Origin of the sequence: Sulfurimonas sp. NWX367 (assembly GCF_039667065.1) — a bacterium.
Taxonomy (GTDB): domain Bacteria; phylum Campylobacterota; class Campylobacteria; order Campylobacterales; family Sulfurimonadaceae; genus Sulfurimonas; species Sulfurimonas hydrogeniphila.
On sequence record NZ_JALCZM010000002.1, the window covers coordinates 714,374 to 739,051 of the forward strand.

Here is a 24,678-nt window from a genome sequence, read left to right on the forward strand (position 1 = left end):
GTGCCCTTTAGTAATTTGTCTGCAGCAGTTTAAACTTTTTTTCTTTTACAGATGTTTTTTTGTTTGCAGCCTGTGGCTTTTTTAATTCAGGTGCTTTTGTATTAAAACTCTTTTTTTCTATTTTTTTTGCATCTTCTTGAAAGAGTGTTGAAGCGAAGAAAAATAAAATCATTATTATGACAACACTTGCATAAAGTAAAATATAGTTTTTTATATGCCCAGACTCAAACGGGTTTTCAATCTTCATCTAAACAAAAACCTTCATCGATTTTAATTTTTCATTTTCAATGCTTGTCTGTTCTATCTGTGAGATTAAGTCTTTATCTATGAAAGCGGCTGCGTGTTTTTGCACCAAAGAAACCAGTGTGGCATAGGAACTCAAATCGACTGTTTTTTTTCGTAAGGCAGAGTGTGTGATAAAGTTTAATATATCTTCATCTTTGAGCAAAGGGATGTTTTTGAGAATGTTTTGTGTCATCAACTCATTAAGAGCATCATCATGAAGAAGTACATTGTCAACGTTGGCTTTTGCGATTTTTTTGTCAAGACCATGTTCAAAAAGTTTTTTGCTGACTTTTGCTCTAAAACTGTTTGTGCTTTTTGTGTGAATGGTTCCCTGCAGATCTATTTTTGGTAAAACACCACCAAATGCAATATTTCCTATAAAGACTGTTATTATGAAAATTTTATTACTCATCTGTTTTCCTTTCGTTATGTATAAGTGTAGTCATTATAAGACAATAAATTATAAATCAGCTCTTTTTTTGCATAAATTGTAACCATAGGCAATCAATTCTTCTGCTTTGTCGAAGTCAAAAGTGTTGCACAGGTTTCTGGGTATATCTATTTCTATATCAGAAGGATAAGCTGCAAGTTTCATACGGGCGAGTGCTCCCTGGAGTGTTTCAAAAGATTTGTTTGCAATGCTGTACATATTGTCTTCTTTGACAAATGTATCGGGTAATGAGAGAGTCTTCAGATAGTGTTGCAGTTTTTGCCGTATTGGAGTGTCAGTTTTTTTACGTTTTTTTATTGGCATATCAGGAGCAGCTTCAGCACCCAGGTTTACCGAAATAGTAAGGTCTGTATCATCATGAAATGTCGGCGCAATAGGTACCGGATTGAGTACCCCGCCGTCAACAAGTTTTTTTCCTGATGGTGTGATAAAAGGAGTGAAAAAAAGAGGCAGAGAGATGGACGCTCTAATGGCACTTAATAAAGAACCGCTATTAATCCATACTTCTTTCTCAGCTTCTATATCTGTACAGACAGCTGTAAATTTTATATCTAAAGATTCGATGAGGCAGTCGCCGACAAGGTTTTCAAGCTTTTGCATCAGTTTCTGCCCTGATACAAGACCGCCTGAACCTTTAAAGTCAAGCAGTTTTAGCATTTCAAGAGTATCTATCTGCTGGAGCCACTCTTCATAAATATGCAGCACTCCGGCTGCATAAAATCCACCGACGAGTGCACCAATAGAACATCCTGAAACAGATTTTATTTCGTAATCGTTTTCTTCGAGGTATCTGATGATGCCAATGTGGGCTAGACCACGGGCACCACCGCTTCCAAGAACCAAGGAGACAGTTTTTTTACTCACTGCTTCTTACATCATTCCCGGCATTCCCATTTGCGGAGGCATTCCTCCTCCCATATCTGCTGCAGGAGCTTCTTCTTTTGGAATTTCAAAAATTGCCGCTTCTGTAGTAAGGAGCAGGCTTGAAACGGAAGTCGCATTTGTAAGCGCAACACGTTCAACTTTAAACGGATCGATAATACCCGCTTCAAACATATCTACATATTCACCTGTTGCCGCATTGAAACCAATATTTTCATTTTCTGCATTTTGAATTGCATTGACAACAACACCTGTGTCAAATCCTGCATTTTGTGCAATCTGTTTTATAGGAGCTTTCACGGCACGTAATATAATCTCAGCACCGATTTTTTGATCGCCTTCAAGGTTATCAATATTTACTTTTGCAGCAGCATGAACCAGTGCCGCTCCACCACCGATGACTATACCTTCTTCAACAGCTGCTTTTGTAGCCGAAAGCGCATCATCAACACGGTCTTTTTTCTCTTTCATTTCAGTCTCAGTTGCAGCACCGACTTTGATGACGGCTACACCACCGCTGAGTTTTGCAAGGCGTTCTTGCAGTTTTTCTTTATCATACTCGCTGGAAGTTGCTTCAATCTGTGTTTTTATTTCAGATATACGGGCTTTGACAGCTTCTTCACTTCCTGCACCGTCAACGATGACTGTATTGTCTTTGTCTATGACAACACGTGATGCCTGGCCAAGCATAGAAATTTCTGCACCCTCCAAAGTATAACCGGTTTCTTCAGAAATTACAGTACCGCCTGTCAATGTTGCAATATCTTGCAGCATTGCTTTTCTTCTGTCTCCAAAGCCTGGTGCTTTTACAGCGGAAATGTTGAGTACACCGCGAAGTTTGTTCACAACAAGAGTTGAAAGTGCTTCACCCTCTACATCTTCAGCGATGATAAGTAAAGGACGGTTTGTCTTTTGTACCTGTTCTAAAACCGGCAGCAGATCTTTGAGTGATGCAATTTTACTGTCAACCAGTAAGATATACGGATTCTCGATTTCTGCTGTCATTTTTTCAGTATTTGTAATGAAATACGGGCTTAAATATCCACGGTCAAACTGCATACCTTCAACAACATCAAGCTCATCTACGATACCTTTTGCCTCTTCAACAGTAATTACACCGTCCTGACCGACTTTTTCCATAGCTTCTGCTATCATGTTTCCTATTTTTGCATCGGAGTTTGCAGAAATAGTTGCAACCTGTGCAATTTCATTTTTGTCTTTAATAGATTTAGAAGCTGCTTTTAAGTGCTCCAAAATTGAATCACATGCTTTGTCCATTCCGCGTTTTACTTCAACAGGGTTTGCACCTGCCGTGATGTTTCTAAGCCCTTCGCTGAAAATCGCATTTGCAAGCACTGTTGCCGTTGTTGTTCCGTCTCCGGCTTCATCCGCAGTGTTTGAAGCAACTTCTTTTACAAGTTGTGCTCCCATGTTTTCCAGGTTGTCCTGTAGCTCAATTTCACGGGCTACAGATACACCGTCTTTTGTGATACTAGGCGCACCATAGCTTTTTTGTATCAAAACATTACGACCGCGAGGTCCCATTGTCACTTTTACCGCATCTGTAAGTTTTTCAACTCCGCGTGCCAGTTTGTTTCTTGCGTTATCTGAAAATATTATCTCTTTTGCCATTTGTTAAACTCCTTATATTTTTTAATTTTTTTTACTTAACCAATGATTCCGAAAATATCATCAACATCTATTACTATATATAAATCACCATCAAGTGTAACCTCATTTCCGGAGTATTTACCAAAAATAACTTCATCACCTTTTTTTAGCTCACTCACCTCTGAACTTACTGCTACAATTTCCCCGCGAGAAGGCTTCTCTTTTGCATTATCAGGGATAATAATACCTGAACTCGTAGTATTAGCCTCTTCAACACGTTTAACCAATACTCTTTTTCCTAAAGGTGTAAAATTCATTATATCTCCTTACAAATATGATTAATTTATGAGAAGAATATTACAAGAAAAAAGTAAAAATGTCAATACCTTTAGTCATATTGACTAAGCTTACCTTATTCTTACATGTAAAGTTCTTTGACAAGTTGCTGTATGTGTCCAAATTACTCAATTAAAAGCCTGTTTTAGTAAAAATAAAGTTTAATATATGTATAATTCCACCCTCTTAAACGATGTCAGGGTAGCTCAGCTGGTTAGAGCACTGGTCTCATAAGCCGGGGGTCGGGGGTTCAAGTCCCCCCTCTGACACCATTTTTAAGATAATTTTACATATTCCGGATTAGCTCAGCGGTAGAGTAGGTGACTGTTAATCACTTGGTCACTGGTTCGAATCCAGTATCCGGAGCCACAACAATTATAACCCCTTATATACAAACTTTCCAACAAATTTGTTTACTCACAGCATTTTTTTCAAGACTCATCGGTATTTGCCTGTTTTTTATCAATTTCTGCTAGCATAACACAGAACAAAGGATCATAATTATGAAAACACTTTATATAATAAGACATGCTAAATCGAGTTGGAAAAATATGGATTTGGATGATTTTGACAGGCCTTTAAACAAAAGAGGCAGGCATGATGCTCCAATGATGGGCGAAAGACTTCGCAAAAAAAAGATTATGCCTGATCTTATTTTGTCGAGTCCTGCAAAACGAGCGAAGATGACGGCAGAGAGTATTGCAAAGAAGGTTCACTATAATCAAAAGAAAATTGTTTATGACCAAAATATTTATGAAGCTGACGTGAGTACGTTGGAAGATATTCTTATGGATATTGACGACAAATACAATACCGTGTTTTTGGTAGGACACAACCCGGGGCTGAATGAATTAGCAGAGCATTATGCCGGTTATACAGAAAATTTGCCAACCTGCGGCATTGTCAGTATCGCTTTTACATGTAAACAATGGAAAGATATAGATAGTGACAATGCCAAGTTGCTATTTATTGATTATCCGAAAAAATAAAAAAACATTTATAAAGAAAAATTACTTTTTATAAAGTATGCTTATTTTGCTAATAAATACTATACTGAGATAATTAATAATTCAAAGGAATATTTTATGTATACGGTACAAATGGAAAAAGAGTGTGAGTGTTTTAAAAAAAGTGAATACGAAAACAATGTTACATTTCAAACACAGCAAGAAGCATATAAGTATGCAAATATAGTAGCTGAACTTATGAATGAAGAGTTCTGCGGGAAACACACTTTTGATGCACAACTGGCCGAAGGCGATATGTTTGTAATAAGAGTGGCTTTGAATACTACCGCGGTTTCTGGTTGCAGCACAGGTGTGAGTTGTGATGTTGGCTGTGAATCTACCGATGACTGGTCTCTTGAATCAACACAGAAGTCCAATGGCGGCAGCTGCGGCAGTGGATGTGGTTGTGCTTAAACACAACTATTTTGATATAATAAAAAAAATAGAATCTACAGGCAGACTAAAAGAGAGAGTATTAATGAAAAAAGCATTTACATTACTGGAACTGGTATTTGTAATAGTTGTGATTGGGATATTGGCTGCTGTTATTCTCCCCAGAGTAAAGACAAACCCGGTTGCTGAAGCAGCTGTTCATTTACTTTCACAAATCAGATATACACAGCATTTGGCAATCATAGATGACAAGTTTACCCAAAATAATACTTGGTACAAAGACCGGTGGCAAATTGTTTTGAATGGCAACAGGTTTTCCATAGTGAGTGATAATAACACAAGATTTGCAAAAGATCCGCAAACTGACACTAATATAAGTAGTGTAGTTTTAAAAGGGGTAACTTCAGTTACAACTTCTGGCGGCTGTGCCAATCAGTCTATAATCAGTTTCGATCATTTAGGCAGACCGCTTGTCGGAAGTCTTGCCGCAACAACGGCTGCATATACTGTACCGGGTAATAATGGTGCACTTTTAACAGTTGATTGTAATCTTACACTTGCAAACGGCAGTGATGAAAATGTTACTATAACTATCAGACCGGAAACAGGATATGCGAGTATTGAACCGTGAAGCGTACTTACGCTCCACCACCAATTTCGGCATGCAGGTCAAGATAATGTTTGTCATTTCGGGGCATAGTATCACTCATATCACGGGCTTCTTCAAGTGCTTTGATAACTTCATCGAGTTTTTCATAAGGCAAATGTACTTTCCAGTCATGGTCGTCATCCCCTTCAAGTGAAATTCCTATACTAACGACGGGACTGCTGAAGTCACCATACGGTTGTTCAATATGAGCAACACTTATCTCTCCATACCTTGAATTCGGCAACTGAATTGTAGCTATTGATAATGCTGATTTAGGCATCTCTTCTCCTTAATTGTCAAGAGCACATAATAATCATAAAAAGTTATTCTTTCTGATTCAAATGGCTTGTATAAAATCTTATCAAATAAGACTGAAAATCTTTTCTTAAATAATATTTAATTATTTAAGTACAGTAAAATAAACCGGAGATTATAAATAATTATATATCAGATTTTATTATATTATAAGAATTTAAATAATTATGATAATCATTCATATAAAAAGAGGATCTAAAGTCAGTCAGTATGCCCCTGCACGCAGTATATAAAAAAAAAGAATCTATAAGTATGCTTTTATTTGAAGAAATAAAATTAGATTGTTTTTTTAAATTTTAGAATTAGTTTAATTTCAGTATATTGTACATAGACTTTGAAAAACTCTTTACTGAGTGCATGTCATTGATTGCCATAGTCGTCACATCAGATTTGATACTATGGTTTCTTGCAATATCTTTTATTATAAGAGTGCTTTTTCTGTAAGCATCTGCAATTCTTTTGTAAATTTCATCCATCTCTTTCATGGAATCTTCATCTCCCTGGATGGCTTTGTTAAAAGCCTGAATATTTTTGAGTATTTGATAGCGTATGTTTTTGTAAAACTGCTGTTCTTCTTTTGTATGTGCATTATAAAAATAATCCAAATCATAGAGCATATCTTTTATGACTTTAGCGGCAGTGGCAAGATAATTGACTTCTTTTATGAGTCTGTTTAGCTTGTCATTGTACTCTTCATCATTATTGACAGCAGAAAGTTCAGAGGCATAACGGTATATTTCACCTTCCAAAAGACGTATTTTTTCATATACTTTTTCAAATTCTACATTAAAACTGTGGGTGTATTTATCTAAAATTTTATCTATCGCCATATGCTCGTCAAGAACTTTTGACGGAGGCACATTGATGGCAAGCAGGGCAAACTCCTGAACTTTTTTCAAAAGATGCTCTATCTCTTTTTTGAGTGCTTCTATAGCAATTTGTGGAACTTCTGTAGATACATTACATATAAATTTTGTAACTTTGTCCTGTGTCTGGTGAAAGTATTTTTGTGTAAATGCCGTTAAAAATGATATAAAAGGATACCAGATAAGAACGCCCAGTATGTTAAACAAGGTATGAAAAATTGCAATTTTTATAACGCCGTCTGTATGCGGAAATGCAAAATTTACCAAACTAATCAATTGATATAAAAAGAGTAAACTGATAACTCCGGTTGAGACATTGAAAAGCAAATGGGCCAGTGCCACTCTTTTTTTATCCGCAATACCGCCAATACTGCCAAGTAAAGCTGTTACGGTTGTTCCTATATTTGTTCCAATTACAAAAGCAGCTGCAGCTTCAAAACCGATTACATGTGTGTAAAGCGCACTTTGTGCAATGGCTATGGAAGCTGAACTTGATTGTATGACAGCGGTTAAAACGAGTCCTATTAAAGCATACCAGTAGGGTGTCGAAAACTGATATGCGGTCATATCAAAGTTTTGGGCACTGTCACTAAAACTCTCTTTCATTCCCTCAAGCCCTAAAAATATAAGACCAAAACCAACCAAAACACCAAAATAGTTTTTCCATTTGGATGTGTCAGAACTTAAGACCTGTCCCATGCCTCCTATTCCTATAACAGCATAGGAGAGCAGTTTTATATCCATGTTAAAGCCGATAACAGCAACAATCCATGCAGTGACAGTTGTTCCTATATTGCTTCCGAGTATAATGGCTATACTGCTTTGCAAACTCATCAGCTGGGCTCCGACAAGAGAAAGAGCCATAAGTGTCACTACGGAAGAGCTTTGAAATACAGCTGTGGAAAAGATTCCTGTAAGCAGGCTTTTAAAATGTGTTTTTGTTGCATTTTGGACAAATCGCTTAAAAGTATACCCTGCGGAAGATTTGATTTGTTCTTCAAGGTAAAGCATTCCGAAGAGGAAAAGTCCCAAACCGGAAAAGGCTTCAATCCAAATCTTATAATGCTCCATCTAGTGTCCGTTGCCAGGTTGACGCTTTCTTTTCAGATTGTCGGCGGGAACATAAAATTCTAAATTTCCGACCTTTTTAACCATGACAGCATTACATGTAAGCAAATTGTTCAGGTTCTCTCTGCTTTTTTCATCAAAAAGCAGAGCAATATCCTCCGGAGTCAAAGGACGCTTGTCTAAAGTATTGAGTACATCTTCTTTTGTATAATAGGAGTTGTTTGGCTCTGCATGGAGTCGTGAAGCTATATGGATGGGTAAATCGGCATCAAACATAAGGGCTATGGTATGCAGCTCTTTGTAGCTTATTCCTGTCACAGGGTAGGCCGGAGGTCTGTCTATCGTACCGATATCTACTCTCTGACATTTTATTTTATGCAAAACTTCATTTAGTTTTTGTATCTCCTCTTTTGTATCATTCAAGCCATGTACAAAGAGAATCTCTATAAAAAGTTTTCCTCGATATTCTTGAGAAAAATCTATAACTTTTTGGACAACATTTTCTATCTTGATAGAAGGATGGGGTCTGTCTATCTTTTTAAATATTTCATGGCTTACAGCATCAAGAGAAAGTTTTACCTGGTCAAGTTTTAAAAGGGAGTTGAAAACTTTTTCATTAACAAGCGTAGCACTGTTTGTCAGTATCAATGTTTGAGTATCTTCTTTTATCTCATTTATAGCATCAATAAGTCTGTCAAGGTGAGGGTAGAGTGTAGGTTCTCCATTGGCAGTCAGTGTTATGACATCTATTTTATCATGAAGGTGCTTATGCAGTTCAGTAATAATTTCATCAATTGAAACGATAAGTGTCTGTTCTTTCACTGTCGCGCTTGGTGCCAGTTCGCAGTAAAGACAGTCAAAATTGCACTGTTTTGCTGATGGTGAAAGATCCACACCCAAACTCATACCGAAACGGCGTGAGTTGACAGGTCCGAAGATAATATTATTTTTTGCTGACACGGTGGCACTCTTGTATGAAGTGCTTTGCATTTTCAACAGGAACATCCGGAAGGATTCCGTGACCCAGGTTGAATATATGGCGTTTTCCCTGCATAGTTTTTTGAATCTCTTCTACTGCCTCAGTTGTTGCCTTTTTTGAGTACAGGCGGCATGGCTCCATATTGCCCTGAAGAACATATTTGTCACCGAGTTTTTCTTTGGCCAGTTCCATAGGTGTGGACCAGTCAACACCGAAAACATCGAAATTGCCGTATATTTTATCCAAAAATGCAGGAATGCCTTTGGGAAACATAATTACAGGAATATGGGGATATTTTTCTTTTAGATATTCGGCAATTTCTACCATATATTTCCAGGAAAACTCATCATATTTGTTTGGCTCAATCGCAGCAGCCCAAGAGTCAAAAATCTGTACAACATCTATGCCTGCTTCTATCTGTTTTTGCATGTAAAGTTTTACGACCTCAGTCACTTTTGCAAGAATTTTGTGCAGAAGTTCAGGGTTTGAATACATCATTTTTTTGCATACATTGTATGTTTTTGTTCCCTGTCCTTCTATCATATATGTTGCAAGTGTCCACGGGGAACCTGTAAAACCAATAAGCGCTTTGTCTTGGGCAAGCTTTGTTTTAATGAGTTTGATGGTGTCATACACATAGGTAAGTTTGCTCGCAGCTTCTTCCCCGCCTGTGAGCCTGTCTATATCTTCCTCATTCTTAATCGGGTCAGAAAATTTCGGGCCTTCTCCTTTGACAAATGACAAATCCATACCCATTTCATCAGGAATTACAAGGATATCGCTAAAAAGTATAGCCGCATCAACACCAACTATATCTACAGGCTGAAGAGTGACTTCACAGGCCATTTCCGGATTGTGACAAAGATTTAAAAAATCTCCTGCTTTGGCACGTACTGCCATATACTCCGGCAGATAACGCCCCGCCTGTCTCATCATCCATACGGGAGTGTATGGTGTCTCTTTCCCAAAACATGCATCTACAAATATTTTATTTTTTATTCCCATTTTTTTTCCTTAGTGATTGTGTCCGACTTTACTTAAAAAATACAAACCGACAGCAACGGCAGTAATAGATAAAGCCAAATAGAGTAATTCTAACGGTGTCTGGTAGCTTGCAAGTCCCACTTTTTTAAAGAAGCCTACAACCAAAACCATCACAATTACTTTGGATATTTTGTCTTTGAGTTGATCAAGCGAGTGAATAGACAAAATTTTATTTTCTCTTGTAGTATCTTCTCTTGCCGCATCAATATCCGAGATAAACAATTCATACAATCCGAAAGAAAACAACAGCATAACAACGCCGATAAGATATAAATCCACGGCACCTATAATTCCGCCGACAACCAGTTCATGAAAGTGCTCCGGGTGATGATGGTTCACATAGGTGTTTATTACAAGTTTAGCTGTATCATATATATCAAAACTTGCAACAATAAAAAGCGCTACAGCTCCGATCAGACCGAAAATTACGGCCATTAAAACCATAAAGCGCGAACTCCAGAGTCCGCTTTCAAAGATTTTTTCAATCATTTACGATCCTTCTTCCATCTCTATCCATTTTTGGGCAATTCTTACTGCATTTGTAGCAGCGCCTACTCTTAAATTGTCTGCAACGACAAACATATGCAGCATATTATTGGAAAAGAGGTCATTTCTGATACGTCCGACAAATGTTTCATTTTTGTCTATACATGCAGCAGGCATAGGGTAGAGTGCTTCATCAGGATTGTCCAAAACCACTATGTTGGGTGCTTTTTTTAGGATTTCTCTTGCTTCGTTTGCATCTATTTTAGAATCAAAAGTCATAGTGATTGATTCTGCATGACCGCGAAGAGTAGGTACACGAACACAGGTAGCGCTCAGAGCAATTTCTTTGTGCATGATTTTTGTTGTCTCATTCACCATTTTCATCTCTTCTTTCGTGTAACCGTTGTCTGTAAATACATCAATTTGAGGGATGACATTGAGTGCAATCTGATGGTTGAATGCCTTGTGCTCTGCTTCATCGAGTTTAAAAGCAAAAAATGCCTGCATTTGACTGACAAGTTCCTCCATGGCAGATTTTCCTGCACCGCTGGTTGCCTGGTATGTATCAACATCAACACGAACCAAATCATATGCTTCGTCAAGAGGTTTGAGTGCCTGTACCATTTGGATAGTGGAACAGTTTGGATTGGCAATAATACCTGTTTCTTTCCATTGCGCAATATCCTGAGGATTGACCTCAGGGACAACAAGAGGAACATTAGGATCCATTCTGAAGTGAGAGGTGTTGTCAATTACAACAGCACCTGCTGCAACTGCGGAAGGGGCAAATTCTGCGCTGACACTGCCTCCGGCACTAAAGAGGGCAATATCCACCTCTTCTTTTTCAAAGACATCATGTGTCAGTTCTATAATATCAAAGCTTTCCTTGTTAAACTCTACCTGCTTGCCGACGCTTCTTGCACTTGCAAGCGGTACCAGTTTTTTAAGAGGAAAATCAATTTCTTCCAATACTCTTAAAATCTCTTCACCGACAGCACCGTTTGCACCGACAACAGCTACATTATATTTTTTCATTCAATTTTCTCCTGTTCTATTTTCTGTTATTTAAAAAAAGTTCGTCTTTTTGAATTTCACTGGTTTCACTGAGTATGACAGAACGCTCCACTACTGAAAGCAACTCTCGAATATTTCCGGGCCAGGTATATGATAAAAGCTCACTTTCTGCCTCAGCAGAGAGCCTTTTTGTATCAAAACCATACTTTTGACAGTTGTGTGCAATCATCTTTTGTGCAATTTCCAATATTTCGTCTTTTCTTTCTCTCAAAGGTGGAATATGGAGAGGAATAGTATTGAGTCTGTAATACAGGTCCTCTCTGAATTCTCCTTTTTTTATCTTCTCGTTTAAATTTGCGTTTGTTGCCGAAACGACGCGTATGTCTATTTTAATGGCTTTTGCAGAGCCAAGTCTGCGCACCTCTTTTTCCTGTAGGGCCCGAAGCAGCTTTGCCTGAACACCATAGGGCATTTCCCCTATCTCATCCAAAAAGAGTGTTCCTCCGTTTGCCAGTTCAAACTGTCCCGCTTTAGCTTCGGTCGCATCGGTAAATGCCCCCTTTTCAAAGCCAAAAAGCTCACTCTCTATCAAGTTCTCAGGAATTGCCGCCATATTGATAGCAATAAAGGGTTTTTTTGCTCTTGGAGAGTTTTTGTGTATATAAGAAGCAAAAACTTCTTTGCCGACACCGCTTTCTCCCAAAAGCAAAATACTTGCATCTGTTTTGGAAGCCTTTTGGGCAATGCCTAAAACTTTTGTAAGTGCTTCAGACGAGCCCAAAAAATCATTCGTCGTTTTTTTGCTTTTTTGCGCCGATTTTTTTACTTTTTGGACAACTGCCTCGCGTTTAATCGCATCGACAAGCGTGTCTACATCAAAAGGTTTGAGCAAAAAATCTTTGACACCAAGATGGATAGATTCAATAGCCCGACTCAGTGTTGCATTCCCTGTCATGATAATAACTTCGTATCTGCCGCCCAGTTCTTTGACAAATTCTATGCCGTCCATTCCGGGCATATTGATATCGGTAATGACCAGATCAAAACTGTCATCAAGGACTTTGAGTGCATCTTTGGCATTTTTAAATGTTTTTACTCTAAACTCTTTGTAATCGCCCATAGCAATTTCAAGAGATTTACGCATATTGATATCATCTTCGACTATGGCTATTTTCACAAAAAGTCCTGTTTTTATTCGGCTATTTTAAAGCTGATATTCTAACAAAATTATCATTAAAATCGACTTTGAAGCATTGTGTGAAAAAAGTAATTGTGGTATTTGTATGTGAATTTACTGTATCAAAAGAGTCATAACTCTTTACATGTAGTCCGAGTTTCTGGAAAAAATCAATCATTTTTTCTTTTTTTTCTTTTATGAACTTTTCAAATGTTTTATTGTTTTCTTTTTGAAAGATTACAGATTGACTGATGCTGCCAGAACAGGACTGCATTGCTTTTGAAACAAGAATTTGTTCATTATAAAGTTGAAAATCTTTTACCACATATTTATAGGATATGTAGTAAAAGTCAGCGTATGCTAAAGTAGAAAGTAGAATAAAATTAACGAATAATATCCGCATATTTAAGCTTTATTTCCATTTCTACTTGACATAGACCATCTTTAAAGCTTGTCTCTACTATATTAGTATTTCTTAAACATGCTGCCACATGTGTACGAATTGTTGATTTTTTAATCATCATATTCTTCACATAATCATTTCCCTCTACGTACACACCTTTTACTTTTTCTGCAATAAGACGATATGCATCTGCTATGGCAGCTCTTTTTGCTAAGGCTAAGGCTTGTGCTGGTGAACATGCTCCATTGCATGGTGCAACACCTTGCCCTACAACGCTGATTCTGAGCGGTTTGTTACACTGCAGAACTTGTGTGTTCTTAGGTAGTGTCGGTAATGTTTTTTTTGCTGTTTGAATAGTTTTTACTTTTTGTTTCACTATCGGCGGCTTTTGTGCATTACATTGTTTAGTAGTGTTGTAACTTCTGTATGTTCTATCTATATATGAATGACCACATTCGTCAGTGCCACACTGTTGTTTATAGGCACAGGCTGAAAATCCTAATGCTAAGATAGCAATAACACTTCCTGTAATGATATTTTTTTTCATGCTAAGTTCCTCTTTATTAAGTAGTATTTGACTTTCAGCAATTACTATTCCAAGTCTAAAGAAGGAGATGTGTCTTCCTCATCCTCTTCGCTTTTTTCTTCTTTCGGACAGCGTGAAATACTGACAACTTCATCCCCTTTTACTATATAGACCCCGGAAGTGTTTCTGCTTGATTTGGAGATTGTCTGCATATCAACACGTATCATTTTACCGGCTTTTGTGAGCGCCATCATATCCATGCCCTCATCTACCATTAGGCAGCCGACAATATGTTTGCCTGTTTTTGCAGTCATTTTCATGGCAATGACACCGGAACCGCCACGGTTTGTCAGTCTGTACTCTCCTGCATCCGTACGTTTTCCTATCCCTTTTTCAGCGACAATCAAAATCTCCTGATCATCACTTGCTATAATGTTTGCATCGACGACTTCATCACCTTCGTACTTGAACTTAATCCCTCTTACTCCACGTGTACTGCGTCCCTGTTCCCGGGTTTTTTCAATTTCAAATTTGATGCACTGTGCAAGTTTTGTCACAATAAAGAGGTATTTAATGCTTTTGTCCGCAATTTTTGCTGTAATGAGCGCATCATCATCATCAAGAACAATTGCTCTGACACCGTTGCTTCTGATATTGCTGAATTCGCTTAAATTTGTTCGTTTGACAATTCCGTTTTTTGTAAAGAAGACCAAAGATTTCTCTTCGCTGAAATCAGTTGTCGGAATAATAGACTGAATTTGCTCATCCGCCATTAAATTAAGTAAATTGACAACAGCTTTTCCTTTGGCTGTACGACTTCCTTCAGGTATACGATAGACTTTCAGCCAGTGGAGTTGTCCTCTGTCTGTCACAAAAAGGAGCGTATCGTGCGTATTACATGTAAAGAAGTTTTCTATAAAGTCATCTTCATAGGTTGTGACAGCAGTTTTTCCTTTGCCTCCGCGTTTTTGCTTTTCATAGCTTGCAAGCGGTACACGCTTGATGTATCCTCTGTGTGTAATTGTAACAACCATCGGTTCATTGGGAATCAGGTCTTCTATGTCTATATCATCATAGTCATCTTCGATGTCAGTTCTTCGTTTTGTGGTATATGTTTGTAAAATTTCATCAAATTCATCACCTATTATACCGTGCAGCACTTTTTCACTTTGTAGAATTGACTCAAGAAACTCAATTTGTTTCATAAGTTCTGCCAATTCATTTTCTATTTTTTCAATTTCAAGTCCTGTAAGACGACCAAGACGCATTGCAACAATGCTTGCAGCCTGGATTTCTGAAAAATCGAACTCTGTTACCAGGTTTTCTTTTGCTTCTTCTTCATTTGTGGAAGCACGGATAGTGCGAATGACTTTATCAATAATATCTATTGCTTTTTTCAAACCTTCCAAAATATGTGCACGCGCTTTTGCTTTTTCCAAATCAAAAATTGTACGACGGATAATAATAGTTTTTCGGTGGTTGATAAAATGCTTGAGTATGTCAATAAGACCAAAAATTCTTGGTTCCTGATTTAAAATGGAGAGCATTATGATACCGAAGGTTGTCTGCATTGCAGTTTGTTTAAATAAATTATTTAAAACAATTTCACTGATTGTGTCACGTTTGAGCTCAATGACAACGCGCATACCGTCCCGGTCGGACTCATCTCTGATTTCGCTTACCCCGTCTATCATCTTGTCTTTAACCAAATTGGCAACGTTTTCAATAAGACGGGCTTTGTTTACCTGATAAGGAAGTTCATCAATGACAATGACGTCTTTGTTTCCTTTTTTCTCAATATGTGTTTTTGCACGTACTTTTATACGGCCACGCCCTGTTTCATAGGCATCCATAATCCCTTTTTTCCCAAATATAATGCCGCCTGTCGGAAAATCAGGCGCTTTGATATGTTCCATGATTTCAGAAAGTGTAATATTGGGATTTTCCAGGAGTGCTTTGAGTCCGTTCATAATTTCAGTAGGGTTGTGGGGAGGAATGTTTGTTGCCATACCGACCGCAATCCCTGAAGAACCGTTTATTAAAAGGTTCGGCACACGTGTCGGCATTACATCCGGCTCTTTTGTTGTACCGTCATAGTTGTCTATCATATTGACAGTGTTCTTTTCCAAATCTTTTAAAAGTTCACTTGCATATTTTGTCATACGGGCTTCCGTATAACGCATTGCAGCAGCTGAGTCACCGTCAACCGAACCGAAGTTTCCCTGTCCGTCTACAAGTTCCATCCGCATGGAAAAATCCTGCGCCATTCGCACGAGTGCATCATAAACAGCTGTATCTCCGTGAGGGTGGTACTGACCGATAACATCACCGACGATACGTGCTGATTTTTTATACTTTGCACCAAATGAGAGATTGAGTTTGTCCATTGCATAAAGAATTCTTCTATGAACAGGTTTGAGCCCGTCTCTTACATCAGGCAAGGCACGACCGACAATAACACTCATAGAGTAATCAAGATAGCTGTTTTGAAGAGTTTCTTCTATATTTATACTTTGTATATCACCATTGTTTAACAAGTTGCTCATTGAAACACCTAAAATTTAAATTTATATATATTATCTTATTGTCGCTTAATAAAATGTTTAAAACTGATGAATTTTTGTGTAATTGAATAAATAATAGAGGAATTGTAAAAGCTGCTTAAAAATTAATCAGTTTAAGCTGAAAAAAAAGATGTAATTATTCTATACTTTGTTTTGAAAATATTCAACAAAAGGATTCACATGAAGAAATGGTTATTAGCATTTTTATTTGCTTTACCAACATTCGTATTTGCGGAGGATACAGCAACACTTGATACAGGTGATACAGCATGGATGATGATGTCAACTGCATTAGTATTATTGATGACACCTGCAGGTCTTGCACTGTTTTATGCAGGTATGACAAGAAGTAAAAATGTACTCAATACATACGCTATGGTTTTTGGAGCGTTTGTAGTTGCATTTGTCGTTTGGATTGCTGCCGGTTATTCTATAGCATTTGGTACAGCAGAGTCTGCCGCTGTTCAGAATGTAATGGGTGGATTCGGTAATGTCTTCTTAAACGGAATCAGCTGGCATGATTTAAGCGGAACATATCCTACCTATGTATTTGTGGCATTTCAGGGTACATTTGCAGCTATTACGGTAGCTATTGCTGCAGGTTCGGTTATAGAACGTATTAAATTCTCTACATGGCTGGTATTTGTGGCTCTTTGGGGACTTGTCGTGTATGCTCCTGTTGCTCATATGGTTTGGGGTGGAGACGGTGCTTATCTCTTTGATTTAGGTGCTTTAGACTTTGCCGGTGGTACAGTTGTCCATATGAATGGTGGTCTGGCCGGTTTGGTTCTTGCTGTTCTTGTTGGCAAACGTGTCGGATATCCTAAGTCTGCAATGAAACCTGCTACAGTGCTTTTGACTGCGCTTGGTGCAGCTCTTTTATGGTTTGGCTGGTACGGATTCAATGCAGGGTCTGCATTTGGAGCGAATGCCATTGCCGGTGTAGCACTCCTGACTACAACGATAGCAACTGCCGCAGCTGCTATTACATGGATGCTTGCTGAGTGGGTTATTTATAAAAAGCCTACATTGCTGGGACTTGCTACAGGTGCTGTTTCTGGACTTGTCGCTATTACGCCTGCTGCCGGATTTGTTGGTGTGGGTGGTGCTTTTATCGTTGGTATCGTTGGAACGCTCTTCGCTTTTTGGGGTGTGACTGTGCTTAAAAAGAAACTTGGTTATGATGACTCTTTGGATGCATTCGGTGTTCACTTTTTAGCTGGTTTGTTTGGTGCACTTGCAACCGGTCTTTTGGCTTTAAAAGACAATGACCTGTTATGGGACGGACCGCTGAAAGAATCAGGTGACAGAATAGGACAGTTTATTGTTCAGGTTGAGTCTGTTGTTATTGTTGGACTGTTCACTCTTATCGGTACTGTTGTTGTTTACTATGTTGCTACTGCATTGACTGGTGGTTCACGTGTAAGTGAAGATGAAGAAACAATGGGTCTGGATGAATCTGTTCAAGGTGAAAGATACATGAATAACTAATCTCTTTTTGGGATTAGTGTATTGATTTTGTAATCAAAAATGGTTACAATTGATAAATAATAAAACTTTGGAGTAGTGATAATGAAAAAAGTAGAAGCGGTTATCAAACCATTTAAACTGGAAGATGTAAAAGATGCACTGGCAGAAATCGGTATTGACGGTATGACAGTAAGTGAAGTAAAAGGCTATGGCCGTCAAAAAGGGCATAGCGAATTGTACCGCGGTGCCGAGTATGTGGTTGATTTTTTACCGAAAATAAAAATGGAAATGGTTGTTACAGCAGACATGGTAGAACAGGTTACGGCAACAATTGTTGAAGCAGCACGTACAGGTAAAATCGGAGACGGTAAGATTTTTGTAAGTGACATAGAAAAAATTATCAGAATTCGTACAGGTGAAACTGACGAGGAAGCTATCTAAACAATAATGCTTTCTCGGAACCGGTACTTCAGTACCGGCTGTTGCAATGTCTTGCCACTTTCAGCCAGGACTGAAGTCCGCGTTGCAAAAAAATGCTTAACTTAATGGCGGTATCCCACCCCCTTTGGCTTCGCTGGCCGCTATGGCACTCAAGCCGACTCCTTTACAAGGAGTAGAAAATCCACATATTGACTTCTTTAGCATTTAAAAATAATGATTTAATTTTTAAAATATAAAGATTTTGCTACACTCAGCTTTTAAGTTCAATTTAAACCCGAATTATGCAATAGAAAATAATAAGTAGGTTCTATGCTTGTGTCCAAGGGATGTTTAGAAAATTGTTGTGCCAACCTTTTTGGTTGGTCAATAATTTTATGAATGTGCCTTGGGTACAATGATAGAGACTTTCTTGAGTTTTCTGTTGCATAATCCGGGTTAAAGGTTTATAATGTCTGAAGCTGATTTCAAATACATACTGGATACTTTCTTTACACTTTTTTCTATGGTTTTGATTATTTTAATGGTTCCGGGTTTTGCCATGCTTGAAGCCGGACTGGTAAGAACAAAAAATGTCTCTTCTGTTTTGACGGTAAATACCATGATTTATGCGGTAGCATCTATGGCATTTTTACTTGTCGGCTACTCTCTTGCGTTTGGTTCCTGGGAAAACTCTTCTATGAGTATATGGGCGGCATTTTTGTTTCAGATGGCATTTGTCGGTAAAACTATAAATATTATGAGTGGTGGAGTGAGTGAGCGTGTAAAAATTATACCACTGATGATATTTACGGTTGTTATGGGTGCTGTTATTTATCCTTTGATTGTTAATGTAAGCTGGGGCGCTGATCTTCTTGCGGGAACAGTGTTGGATATTGACATGTATGATTTGGCAGGTTCAACTGTTATTCACTCCACCGGAGGCTGGGCATTGCTGGCTGCGATTTTGATTATGGGACCAAGAAAAGACAGATACAAAGACGGGAAAATAAAAGTGATACCTGCATCAAATGTACCGCTTGTGGTTCTTGGAGCACTTCTTTTATGGATAGGATGGTTCGGATTTAACGGTGGCAGTGTCGGTTCTATTTCAAGTATCGAAAATGCCGATACGGTTGCAAAAACGATTATGAATACTAATACGGCAGGTTTGGCGGGTGCAATCATTGCAGCTGTTATCATGTATGCACGCTATAAGCTTTTAGATATCACAATGATATTAAACGGTGCATTAGGAGGGCTTGTTGCAATTACTGCAGGACCTGATTTGTATGACATGTACACACCAATCCTGATTGGTGCCATTGGCGGTGCACTTGTTGTTTTTGCTGTACCAATGTTTGACAAATTAAAACTTGATGATCCTGTAGGTGCACTTTCTGTTCACCTTGTCAACGGTATTTGGGGTACACTCGCTGTTGGTATTTTTGTTGATAAAGTGTCACTGGTTTCACAACTCAAAGGGATTGTAGTCATCGGAGTTTTTGCATTTGTGAGTTCCTATATTGTTATTTACATTATCAACAAGATTGTTGCATTCAGAGCAGAGGATGATATTCAGGTAGAGGGGCTTGATGTCAATGAGGTTGGCGTTGAAGCCTATCCTGAATTTAAACGCGCCATTTAAAATAATGTATGCTTAATCACTCAAAGTCTCTTTTTCTTTCTTTGCTCGTTCATGCGCTTATTCTGCTGAGCCTGTTTGGTGTTTATAAGTATGTGGTCTCATCTGCCGCATTTGTTGAAGAAGAAAAAAGAGTGTGTGTAAATTTGAGATGTATTAAACAACAGGCTGAAGAAACACACAAGAAGAAAAAAGAGAGAAAAAAAGTTATCTCTGAAAAAAAAGCGAAAAAAATCCCGCAACATAAAAAAGTGATTCCTCCCAAAAAACAAAAAACCCAACAAAAACCCAAGAAAATTAAGAAAAAAATTCCTTTAAAAAAACAGATTAAAAAGAAAGAAGAAACAATAAAAGAGACAAAGATTGAAGAAAAGACAAAACCGGAAAAAAGAATAGAACAAACAGCAGAAGAGAAACCGGAAAAAAAAGTAGAAGAAGTCGTGAAAAACATGCCTGTTGCAGAAGAAAATCTTCGCAGGGAAAAGAGGACAAAAAAAACTGTTGAAAAAAAGGTGAGTGAGAAAGAAGCGTATTTGCAGGAAAATCTGGCACAGATTGCCCAATTGATAAAAGAAAACCTCTACTATCCGCGAATGGCACGTAAGCGAGGCATACAGGGTTCTGTTACTGTTCGCTTTATGCTGTTAAAAGATGCTACTGTTATACAAATTACAACAATATCTTCAAGCAGTGGTATCTTGACGCGTGCGGCGATTAAAACAATCGCTGAGCTTTCAGGAAAGTTTCCAAAGCCGAAAACAGATATAATGTTGAGTGTACCGATTCGATACTCTCTCCAATAACAGTTTTACTCAACAGGCTTGAAATACTCTTTTTGGGCACCGCAACCCGGACATTTCCAGTTCTCAGGAAGATCCTCAAAAGCTGTTCCGGGAGGAATGCCACTTTTTTCATCACCGATTTTCGGGTCATAAATATGACCGCAAAACACACATTTATATTTTTGCAATTTATCCATAACTGGCTCCTGTTACTTATTATATCTTATTTTCCTGCATTGAGCAGTGCCTGTTGCAGATGATATGCAATACGTGTAATGTGTACCGATGAACGTTGCAGCCACCGAATTGCTTCTAAGTGGTAGGTGCCCTCATCTATGCTAACTGTCCCGTCGGCCATTAACAGTGTTATTTCTTCTCTCTTTTGTTCTGTTTTCCTGTCAATGTCATAGTTGCTCTGCTGTGTATAATTGGCTAGTTCCTGTAAGGATGTTTTTTCAAGGAGTTGCAGACTTGTTTGAATAAGCCCAATAAATTGATTTTTTTCTAATACCAACAAGGGTGATGACTGAAGAAACAGTGCTTTGTGCTCATCTTCACGGCATCGGTCAAAAAGCCGTTGCAGATGGTCAATAACATGAATGAGACTGATAAGCCGTTGCCAGTTTGCATCCTGTGTATTTTTTAAATTAATTTTGTCTAAGAAATTCTGTGTTTCATCTAAAAGCTTGTCAAAAGTATGCAGATTGATTTTGTGTGCATTTTTTTTCGCTCCAAGTAAATAGAGCATATACCGCAATAACGTTTTGAATTCATTTTCAAGAGATTTTTGCACAACACTCAAAGCCAAAGGGATATTTTCAAGTAATGCAGGATCAAAATCCTGTATATACTTTTGTTTTGGTTCGGGTATGATTTTTTCCATAAGATGCGCAAAAGGTATTGTAAAAGGTATAATTGCAATGACACCTAAAAAGTTGAAAAAAGTATGAAACAGTACTAAGACAATTTCAGCCTGTTGCATGAAAAAACCGGGCGCGAAAGATTCAAAGAACAGAGTGTAGGGTGCTATTAAAAAAAGCGCGGCAATACCGGTAAATATATTGTATACAACATGTGAAAAGCCGGTTCTTTTTACTTCTGCAGAGCCACCTATGGTTGCTAAAGCCGCTGTAACTGTTGTACCTACATCCATGCCGACTACCAAGGCTGCTCCCTGCTCAAAACTGATGGCACCTCCGTAAATCATTGTGAGTGTCGCGGCAACACCTGCGCTTGATGACTGTGTGATAATTGTGACAAGAATCCCAAGTAAGAAGAGCTCAAATCGGCCAAAAAAAGAATCTCCCGGAAAGTATTCAGGTGAAATGATGTCTTTATAGACAGACATGCCCTCTTGCATAAAGCTGATACCGACAAAAATCAGACCAAATCCGGCAATGGCAAAACCGATATCCGCTGCTTTTCCTTTTGAAAAAAGTTTTAAACTTGACCCTACAAGTATAAAAGGCAAAACCAGAGTGCCCAGTTTGAGTTTAAATCCGAGAAGTGCTACCATCCATCCTGTAATAGTGGTACCGATATTTGCGCCAAAGATAATACCGAGTGCTTGGGGAAATGTTAATAATCCTGCAGATACAAACCCTACAGCAGCAACTGTTGTAGCACTTGATGACTGTAAAACAGCGGTACTGACAGCTCCTGTTATAACTCCGGTAGTGGGTGTTTTTGTAAAACGAATTAAAGCATTTCTGATAGTATCTCCGGCAAGAGCATGTAAACCCTGGGTCATGATAATCATACCAAGTATAAAAATACCGATGCCCCCAAATGCCTGGGAAAGTGTAGTCCATGAATGCATAACTATGTTGTTCCCTCTTTATAGGATAATGTTATTATGACATAAATTTCTAATGATTGTTTGAAAGTGAGTAAAGTTGGTGACCCCGAGGAGAATCGAACTCCTGTAACATGGATGAAAACCATGGATCCTAACCGCTAGACGACGGGGCCACTTTTTGTAGTTGTTTTTTGATTAGTTGTGCCGAAGTTTAAAGTGAATCGTACATAAGGTACGTGAACTTTAATCTGAGGTGCAAATAACAAAAAAATGGTGTCCTGTGATGGATTCGAACCATCGGCCACATCATTAAAAGTGACGTGCTCTACCAGCTGAGCTAACAGGACTCTTGCCTCTTATTGTTAAGAGGTCGAAATTATAGACAAATACAATTGATATGTCAAGAAAAAAGAGTGAAAATTTATAAATTTTATAAGAAAGCATAGATTTATTTACAATTAAATGCTTTTTAACTACAATCGTTTCACGAAGAGGAGTTTTATGAAAAATATTACAAATATACTAATGGCTTTTTTTATTGTTTTTATGAGCGGATGTTCTCAGAAAGTGACTGTACAGGCACTTGAGCCTGCACAAATTGACAGAATATCGCAAACAAAAGTAATAGCAGTGACAGATTTCACACATGACAGAGTAGGACTTTCGAGAAAAATAGAGGCAAAGCTTTCTAATTTTGAGATAAACAATAAAAAATATTTTACTGTTGTCAGCAGAAACGATATAAATAAAGTTATAGCAGAGCAAAAACTGCAAAACAGTGGTCTTGTCAATGATGAAAAGATTGTCCAGGTTGGAGAACTGATAGGCGCGCAGGCTATTATTTCGGGAAATGTAAGCCCTGTTACCAAAGAAGACAGTTATTTTTATGAGGCTCGTGTCCGTTGTGCAAATAGAAAATGTACAGAACTCGAAACATACCGTGTGCGCTGTATGAAACGGCTTATAGGACTTTCTGCAGAAGTAAGAATAGTGGATGTTGCCAAAGGCGATATCATTTATGCTGATACTTTAGGCAGAACAAGTTCATTTAAGCACTGTGCTGATGATTCGCGGGCGATCCCGTCAAAAATGATGGTGGCGCAAAAGCTTGCCGATGATATAGCAGATACATTTATTTATAAGCTGACTCCGCATTACAGAAAATTTCATGTAAAATTACTTGAGGATCCTGATTTGGATTATACAGATGAACAAGAGAAACTTTTGAAAATCTCTTTAAAATATATTGAGCAGGGGCGTTATGACAAAGCAGAAAAATTTTTGAAAGAGCTGATTGATGCGACAAATATGAAAAGTTATGTGGCATTTTATGATTTGGGTGTGATAAAAGAGGCACAGGGGAAATATGAAGAGGCGAAAGAGTACTATGAATATGCGGACAATTTGATGATAGAGCCGGTTGAGGAGATTAATGAGGCTGTTGTCCGTATCAACTCTCTTATCTCCAAAAGAAAAAAAACACTTGAGCAGTTAAACAGATGAACAAATTAAGCCTACTCTTTCTTATTACAGGGCTGCTTTTAGGCGGTTGTGCTGCAAAGCAAAGAGTTGTTGTTGCAAAAAAAGAGCTTCCGTCATGGTATATGCAACCTCCACAGTCTGACAGTTCTACACTTTATGCACTGGGGGAAGGTGAAAATCAGCAAGATGCCATTACGAATGCCTTGAGCCTTTTAGCCTCGACATTACATGTAGCAGTTTCATCAAATTTTCGTGCAAAAACAGTTGTAAAAGAGGGAAGTGTCAACAGCTCCGAGGCAACATACATCAATGAAACACAAAGCAGTGTTGAAAAAATAAAAATCAGCGAATATGAAATACTCCATACAAAAAAACTCGGCTTTAAAAGATATGCGGTGCTTATAAAGGTCAATAAACAAAAGTTGTTTCAAGGCTTAAAAAATGAACTGGACCAAAAACTGAAAATATACAGGAGCAAAGTCAAAAATTTACAAAAATGTGATGCCCTCAAACGCTTGGCATATTATAAAAAGATGAAAAAATCATTTACATATATACAGAATGCTCTGATAGTGATGAAAGTGCTGCATAAAGGCTTTGACGACACAAAATACATAGCATGGATGAGTAAAGTAAATGAAGAGTATGATTATCTTTTGAAACATATCAGCTTTTGGGTAAATTCCAATGTGAAAAGTCTGGCTGAACCACTCAGAAGTGCCCTGACCAAACAAAAGTTTATCATAAAAAATGTGAAATCAAACATGCACTATACTGTTTTTATTCATGCAAAAATCAAAAAGGCAAGCGCGTACGGTTTTACGCTTGCCCGCAGTGAAATATCTTTTGTAACGAAAAACTATAAAGGGGAAGTGTTAGGAGAAAATGTCATACATGTAACCGGACAGTCTTCCCAGGGTTATGAAATAGCCAGGCAGAATCTTGTCAAAAAGCTTCATTCGCTCATACAAAAAGAGGGCATTTCAAAAGTGTTAAATATTGGTATTTAGTAACCGTTTACTTCTTGG

At 38.0% G+C, this 24,678-nt stretch carries 25 protein-coding genes and 4 tRNA genes; 11 read left to right on the forward strand and 18 right to left on the reverse strand.

The annotated features are described in order from the left end of the window. Positions 1-7: 7 nt before the first annotated feature. Genes MNY28_RS08345 through groES form a run of 5 tightly spaced genes read right to left on the reverse strand, consistent with a single transcriptional unit; the run spans position 8 to position 3,546 of the window. Positions 8-247 carry a hypothetical protein gene (locus tag MNY28_RS08345; protein WP_151900833.1) on the reverse strand — a complete coding sequence of 80 codons (240 nt, stop codon included), beginning with the start codon at positions 245-247 and terminating at the stop codon, positions 8-10. After that, positions 248-697 carry a hypothetical protein gene (locus tag MNY28_RS08350; protein WP_346389523.1) on the reverse strand — a complete coding sequence of 150 codons (450 nt, stop codon included), beginning with the start codon at positions 695-697 and terminating at the stop codon, positions 248-250. A gap of 48 nt (positions 698-745) precedes the next feature. Next, positions 746-1,600, reverse strand: coding sequence for a patatin-like phospholipase family protein (locus tag MNY28_RS08355; RefSeq protein ID WP_346389524.1), 855 nt, complete (start codon positions 1,598-1,600; stop codon positions 746-748). A gap of 6 nt (positions 1,601-1,606) precedes the next feature. After that, positions 1,607-3,250: a chaperonin GroEL gene (groL, locus tag MNY28_RS08360; RefSeq protein ID WP_151900830.1), complete on the reverse strand. Its 1,644-nt coding sequence runs from the start codon at positions 3,248-3,250 to the stop codon at positions 1,607-1,609. 35 nt (positions 3,251-3,285) lie between these two features. Continuing rightward, a complete protein-coding gene (gene groES, locus MNY28_RS08365) occupies positions 3,286-3,546 on the reverse strand; it encodes a co-chaperone GroES (protein WP_151900829.1) in 261 nt (86 codons plus the stop codon). A 214-nt stretch (positions 3,547-3,760) separates the two neighbouring features. Between groES and MNY28_RS08370 the strand changes: the two genes are divergently transcribed. From MNY28_RS08370 to MNY28_RS08390, 5 genes are all read left to right on the forward strand, one after another. Next, positions 3,761-3,837: transfer RNA gene (locus MNY28_RS08370), tRNA-Met, on the forward strand. Positions 3,838-3,859: 22 nt separating this feature from the next. Then, a tRNA-Asn gene (locus tag MNY28_RS08375) sits at positions 3,860-3,934 on the forward strand. Between the two features lie 134 nt (positions 3,935-4,068). Then, entirely contained in the window at positions 4,069-4,554 is a 486-nt protein-coding gene (locus tag MNY28_RS08380; RefSeq protein ID WP_346389525.1) for a histidine phosphatase family protein, read from the forward strand. Between the two features lie 96 nt (positions 4,555-4,650). Beyond that, positions 4,651-4,986, forward strand: coding sequence for a hypothetical protein (locus tag MNY28_RS08385; RefSeq protein ID WP_346389526.1), 336 nt, complete (start codon positions 4,651-4,653; stop codon positions 4,984-4,986). Continuing rightward, complete coding sequence (locus MNY28_RS08390) at positions 4,949-5,596, forward strand: type II secretion system protein (protein WP_346389527.1); 648 nt, start codon at positions 4,949-4,951, stop codon at positions 5,594-5,596. The genes MNY28_RS08385 and MNY28_RS08390 overlap by 38 nt, the downstream gene beginning before the upstream one ends. Before the next feature lie 7 nt (positions 5,597-5,603). Here MNY28_RS08390 and MNY28_RS08395 read toward each other — a convergent pair whose 3' ends face one another. From MNY28_RS08395 to gyrA, 9 genes are all read right to left on the reverse strand, one after another. After that, on the reverse strand, positions 5,604-5,894 hold the full coding sequence (locus MNY28_RS08395; RefSeq protein WP_151900825.1) for a hypothetical protein: 291 nt from the start codon (positions 5,892-5,894) through the stop codon (positions 5,604-5,606). Positions 5,895-6,231: 337 nt separating this feature from the next. Then, positions 6,232-7,866 carry a Na/Pi symporter gene (locus tag MNY28_RS08400; RefSeq protein ID WP_346389528.1) on the reverse strand — a complete coding sequence of 545 codons (1,635 nt, stop codon included), beginning with the start codon at positions 7,864-7,866 and terminating at the stop codon, positions 6,232-6,234. Then, positions 7,867-8,823: a radical SAM protein gene (locus MNY28_RS08405; protein WP_346389529.1), complete on the reverse strand. Its 957-nt coding sequence runs from the start codon at positions 8,821-8,823 to the stop codon at positions 7,867-7,869. Continuing rightward, complete coding sequence (gene hemE, locus MNY28_RS08410) at positions 8,807-9,847, reverse strand: uroporphyrinogen decarboxylase (RefSeq protein ID WP_346389530.1); 1,041 nt, start codon at positions 9,845-9,847, stop codon at positions 8,807-8,809. Before hemE ends, MNY28_RS08405 begins: the two co-directional genes overlap by 17 nt. Positions 9,848-9,856: 9 nt before the next feature. Then, entirely contained in the window at positions 9,857-10,375 is a 519-nt protein-coding gene (locus MNY28_RS08415) for a YqhA family protein (protein ID WP_346389531.1), read from the reverse strand. Further along, entirely contained in the window at positions 10,376-11,407 is a 1,032-nt protein-coding gene (locus MNY28_RS08420) for an aspartate-semialdehyde dehydrogenase (RefSeq protein WP_346389532.1), read from the reverse strand. Between the two features lie 16 nt (positions 11,408-11,423). Beyond that, on the reverse strand, positions 11,424-12,563 hold the full coding sequence (locus tag MNY28_RS08425; RefSeq protein WP_346389533.1) for a sigma-54 dependent transcriptional regulator: 1,140 nt from the start codon (positions 12,561-12,563) through the stop codon (positions 11,424-11,426). A 383-nt stretch (positions 12,564-12,946) separates the two neighbouring features. Further along, positions 12,947-13,513, reverse strand: coding sequence for an LPP20 family lipoprotein (locus tag MNY28_RS08430; RefSeq protein ID WP_151900820.1), 567 nt, complete (start codon positions 13,511-13,513; stop codon positions 12,947-12,949). 44 nt (positions 13,514-13,557) lie between these two features. Beyond that, on the reverse strand, positions 13,558-16,038 hold the full coding sequence (gene gyrA / locus MNY28_RS08435; RefSeq protein WP_346389534.1) for a DNA gyrase subunit A: 2,481 nt from the start codon (positions 16,036-16,038) through the stop codon (positions 13,558-13,560). Positions 16,039-16,236: 198 nt separating this feature from the next. Here gyrA and MNY28_RS08440 point away from each other — a divergent pair, with 198 nt between their 5' ends. The 4 genes from MNY28_RS08440 (at position 16,237) to MNY28_RS08455 (ending at position 20,391) form a co-directional block, all read left to right on the forward strand. Next, positions 16,237-17,547 carry an ammonium transporter gene (locus tag MNY28_RS08440; RefSeq protein ID WP_151900818.1) on the forward strand — a complete coding sequence of 437 codons (1,311 nt, stop codon included), beginning with the start codon at positions 16,237-16,239 and terminating at the stop codon, positions 17,545-17,547. Between the two features lie 81 nt (positions 17,548-17,628). Continuing rightward, positions 17,629-17,967, forward strand: a complete 339-nt coding sequence (locus MNY28_RS08445) for a P-II family nitrogen regulator (RefSeq protein WP_151900817.1) — start codon at positions 17,629-17,631, stop codon at positions 17,965-17,967. A gap of 448 nt (positions 17,968-18,415) precedes the next feature. Continuing rightward, positions 18,416-19,591, forward strand: a complete 1,176-nt coding sequence (locus MNY28_RS08450; protein WP_346389535.1) for an ammonium transporter — start codon at positions 18,416-18,418, stop codon at positions 19,589-19,591. A gap of 143 nt (positions 19,592-19,734) precedes the next feature. After that, the gene (locus tag MNY28_RS08455) at positions 19,735-20,391 is read left to right on the forward strand and encodes a TonB family protein (RefSeq protein WP_346389536.1); all 657 of its coding nucleotides are present in this window, start codon (positions 19,735-19,737) and stop codon (positions 20,389-20,391) included. A gap of 5 nt (positions 20,392-20,396) precedes the next feature. Here MNY28_RS08455 and rd read toward each other — a convergent pair whose 3' ends face one another. The 4 genes from rd to MNY28_RS08475 form a co-directional block, all read right to left on the reverse strand. Further along, a complete protein-coding gene (gene rd / locus MNY28_RS08460) occupies positions 20,397-20,558 on the reverse strand; it encodes a rubredoxin (RefSeq protein ID WP_151901536.1) in 162 nt (53 codons plus the stop codon). A gap of 35 nt (positions 20,559-20,593) precedes the next feature. Further along, complete coding sequence (locus MNY28_RS08465; RefSeq protein ID WP_346389537.1) at positions 20,594-22,189, reverse strand: Na/Pi symporter; 1,596 nt, start codon at positions 22,187-22,189, stop codon at positions 20,594-20,596. A gap of 77 nt (positions 22,190-22,266) precedes the next feature. Further along, positions 22,267-22,341 (reverse strand) — tRNA-Glu (locus MNY28_RS08470). A gap of 98 nt (positions 22,342-22,439) precedes the next feature. After that, positions 22,440-22,515 (reverse strand) — tRNA-Lys (locus tag MNY28_RS08475). Between the two features lie 154 nt (positions 22,516-22,669). On the opposite strand from MNY28_RS08475, the gene MNY28_RS08480 reads away from it, so the two are divergent. Both MNY28_RS08480 and MNY28_RS08485 read left to right on the forward strand, forming a co-directional pair. Next, positions 22,670-23,671, forward strand: coding sequence for a CsgG/HfaB family protein (locus MNY28_RS08480; RefSeq protein ID WP_346389538.1), 1,002 nt, complete (start codon positions 22,670-22,672; stop codon positions 23,669-23,671). Then, positions 23,668-24,660 carry an LPP20 family lipoprotein gene (locus MNY28_RS08485; protein WP_346389539.1) on the forward strand — a complete coding sequence of 331 codons (993 nt, stop codon included), beginning with the start codon at positions 23,668-23,670 and terminating at the stop codon, positions 24,658-24,660. Before MNY28_RS08480 ends, MNY28_RS08485 begins: the two co-directional genes overlap by 4 nt. Positions 24,661-24,678 lie beyond the last annotated feature (18 nt).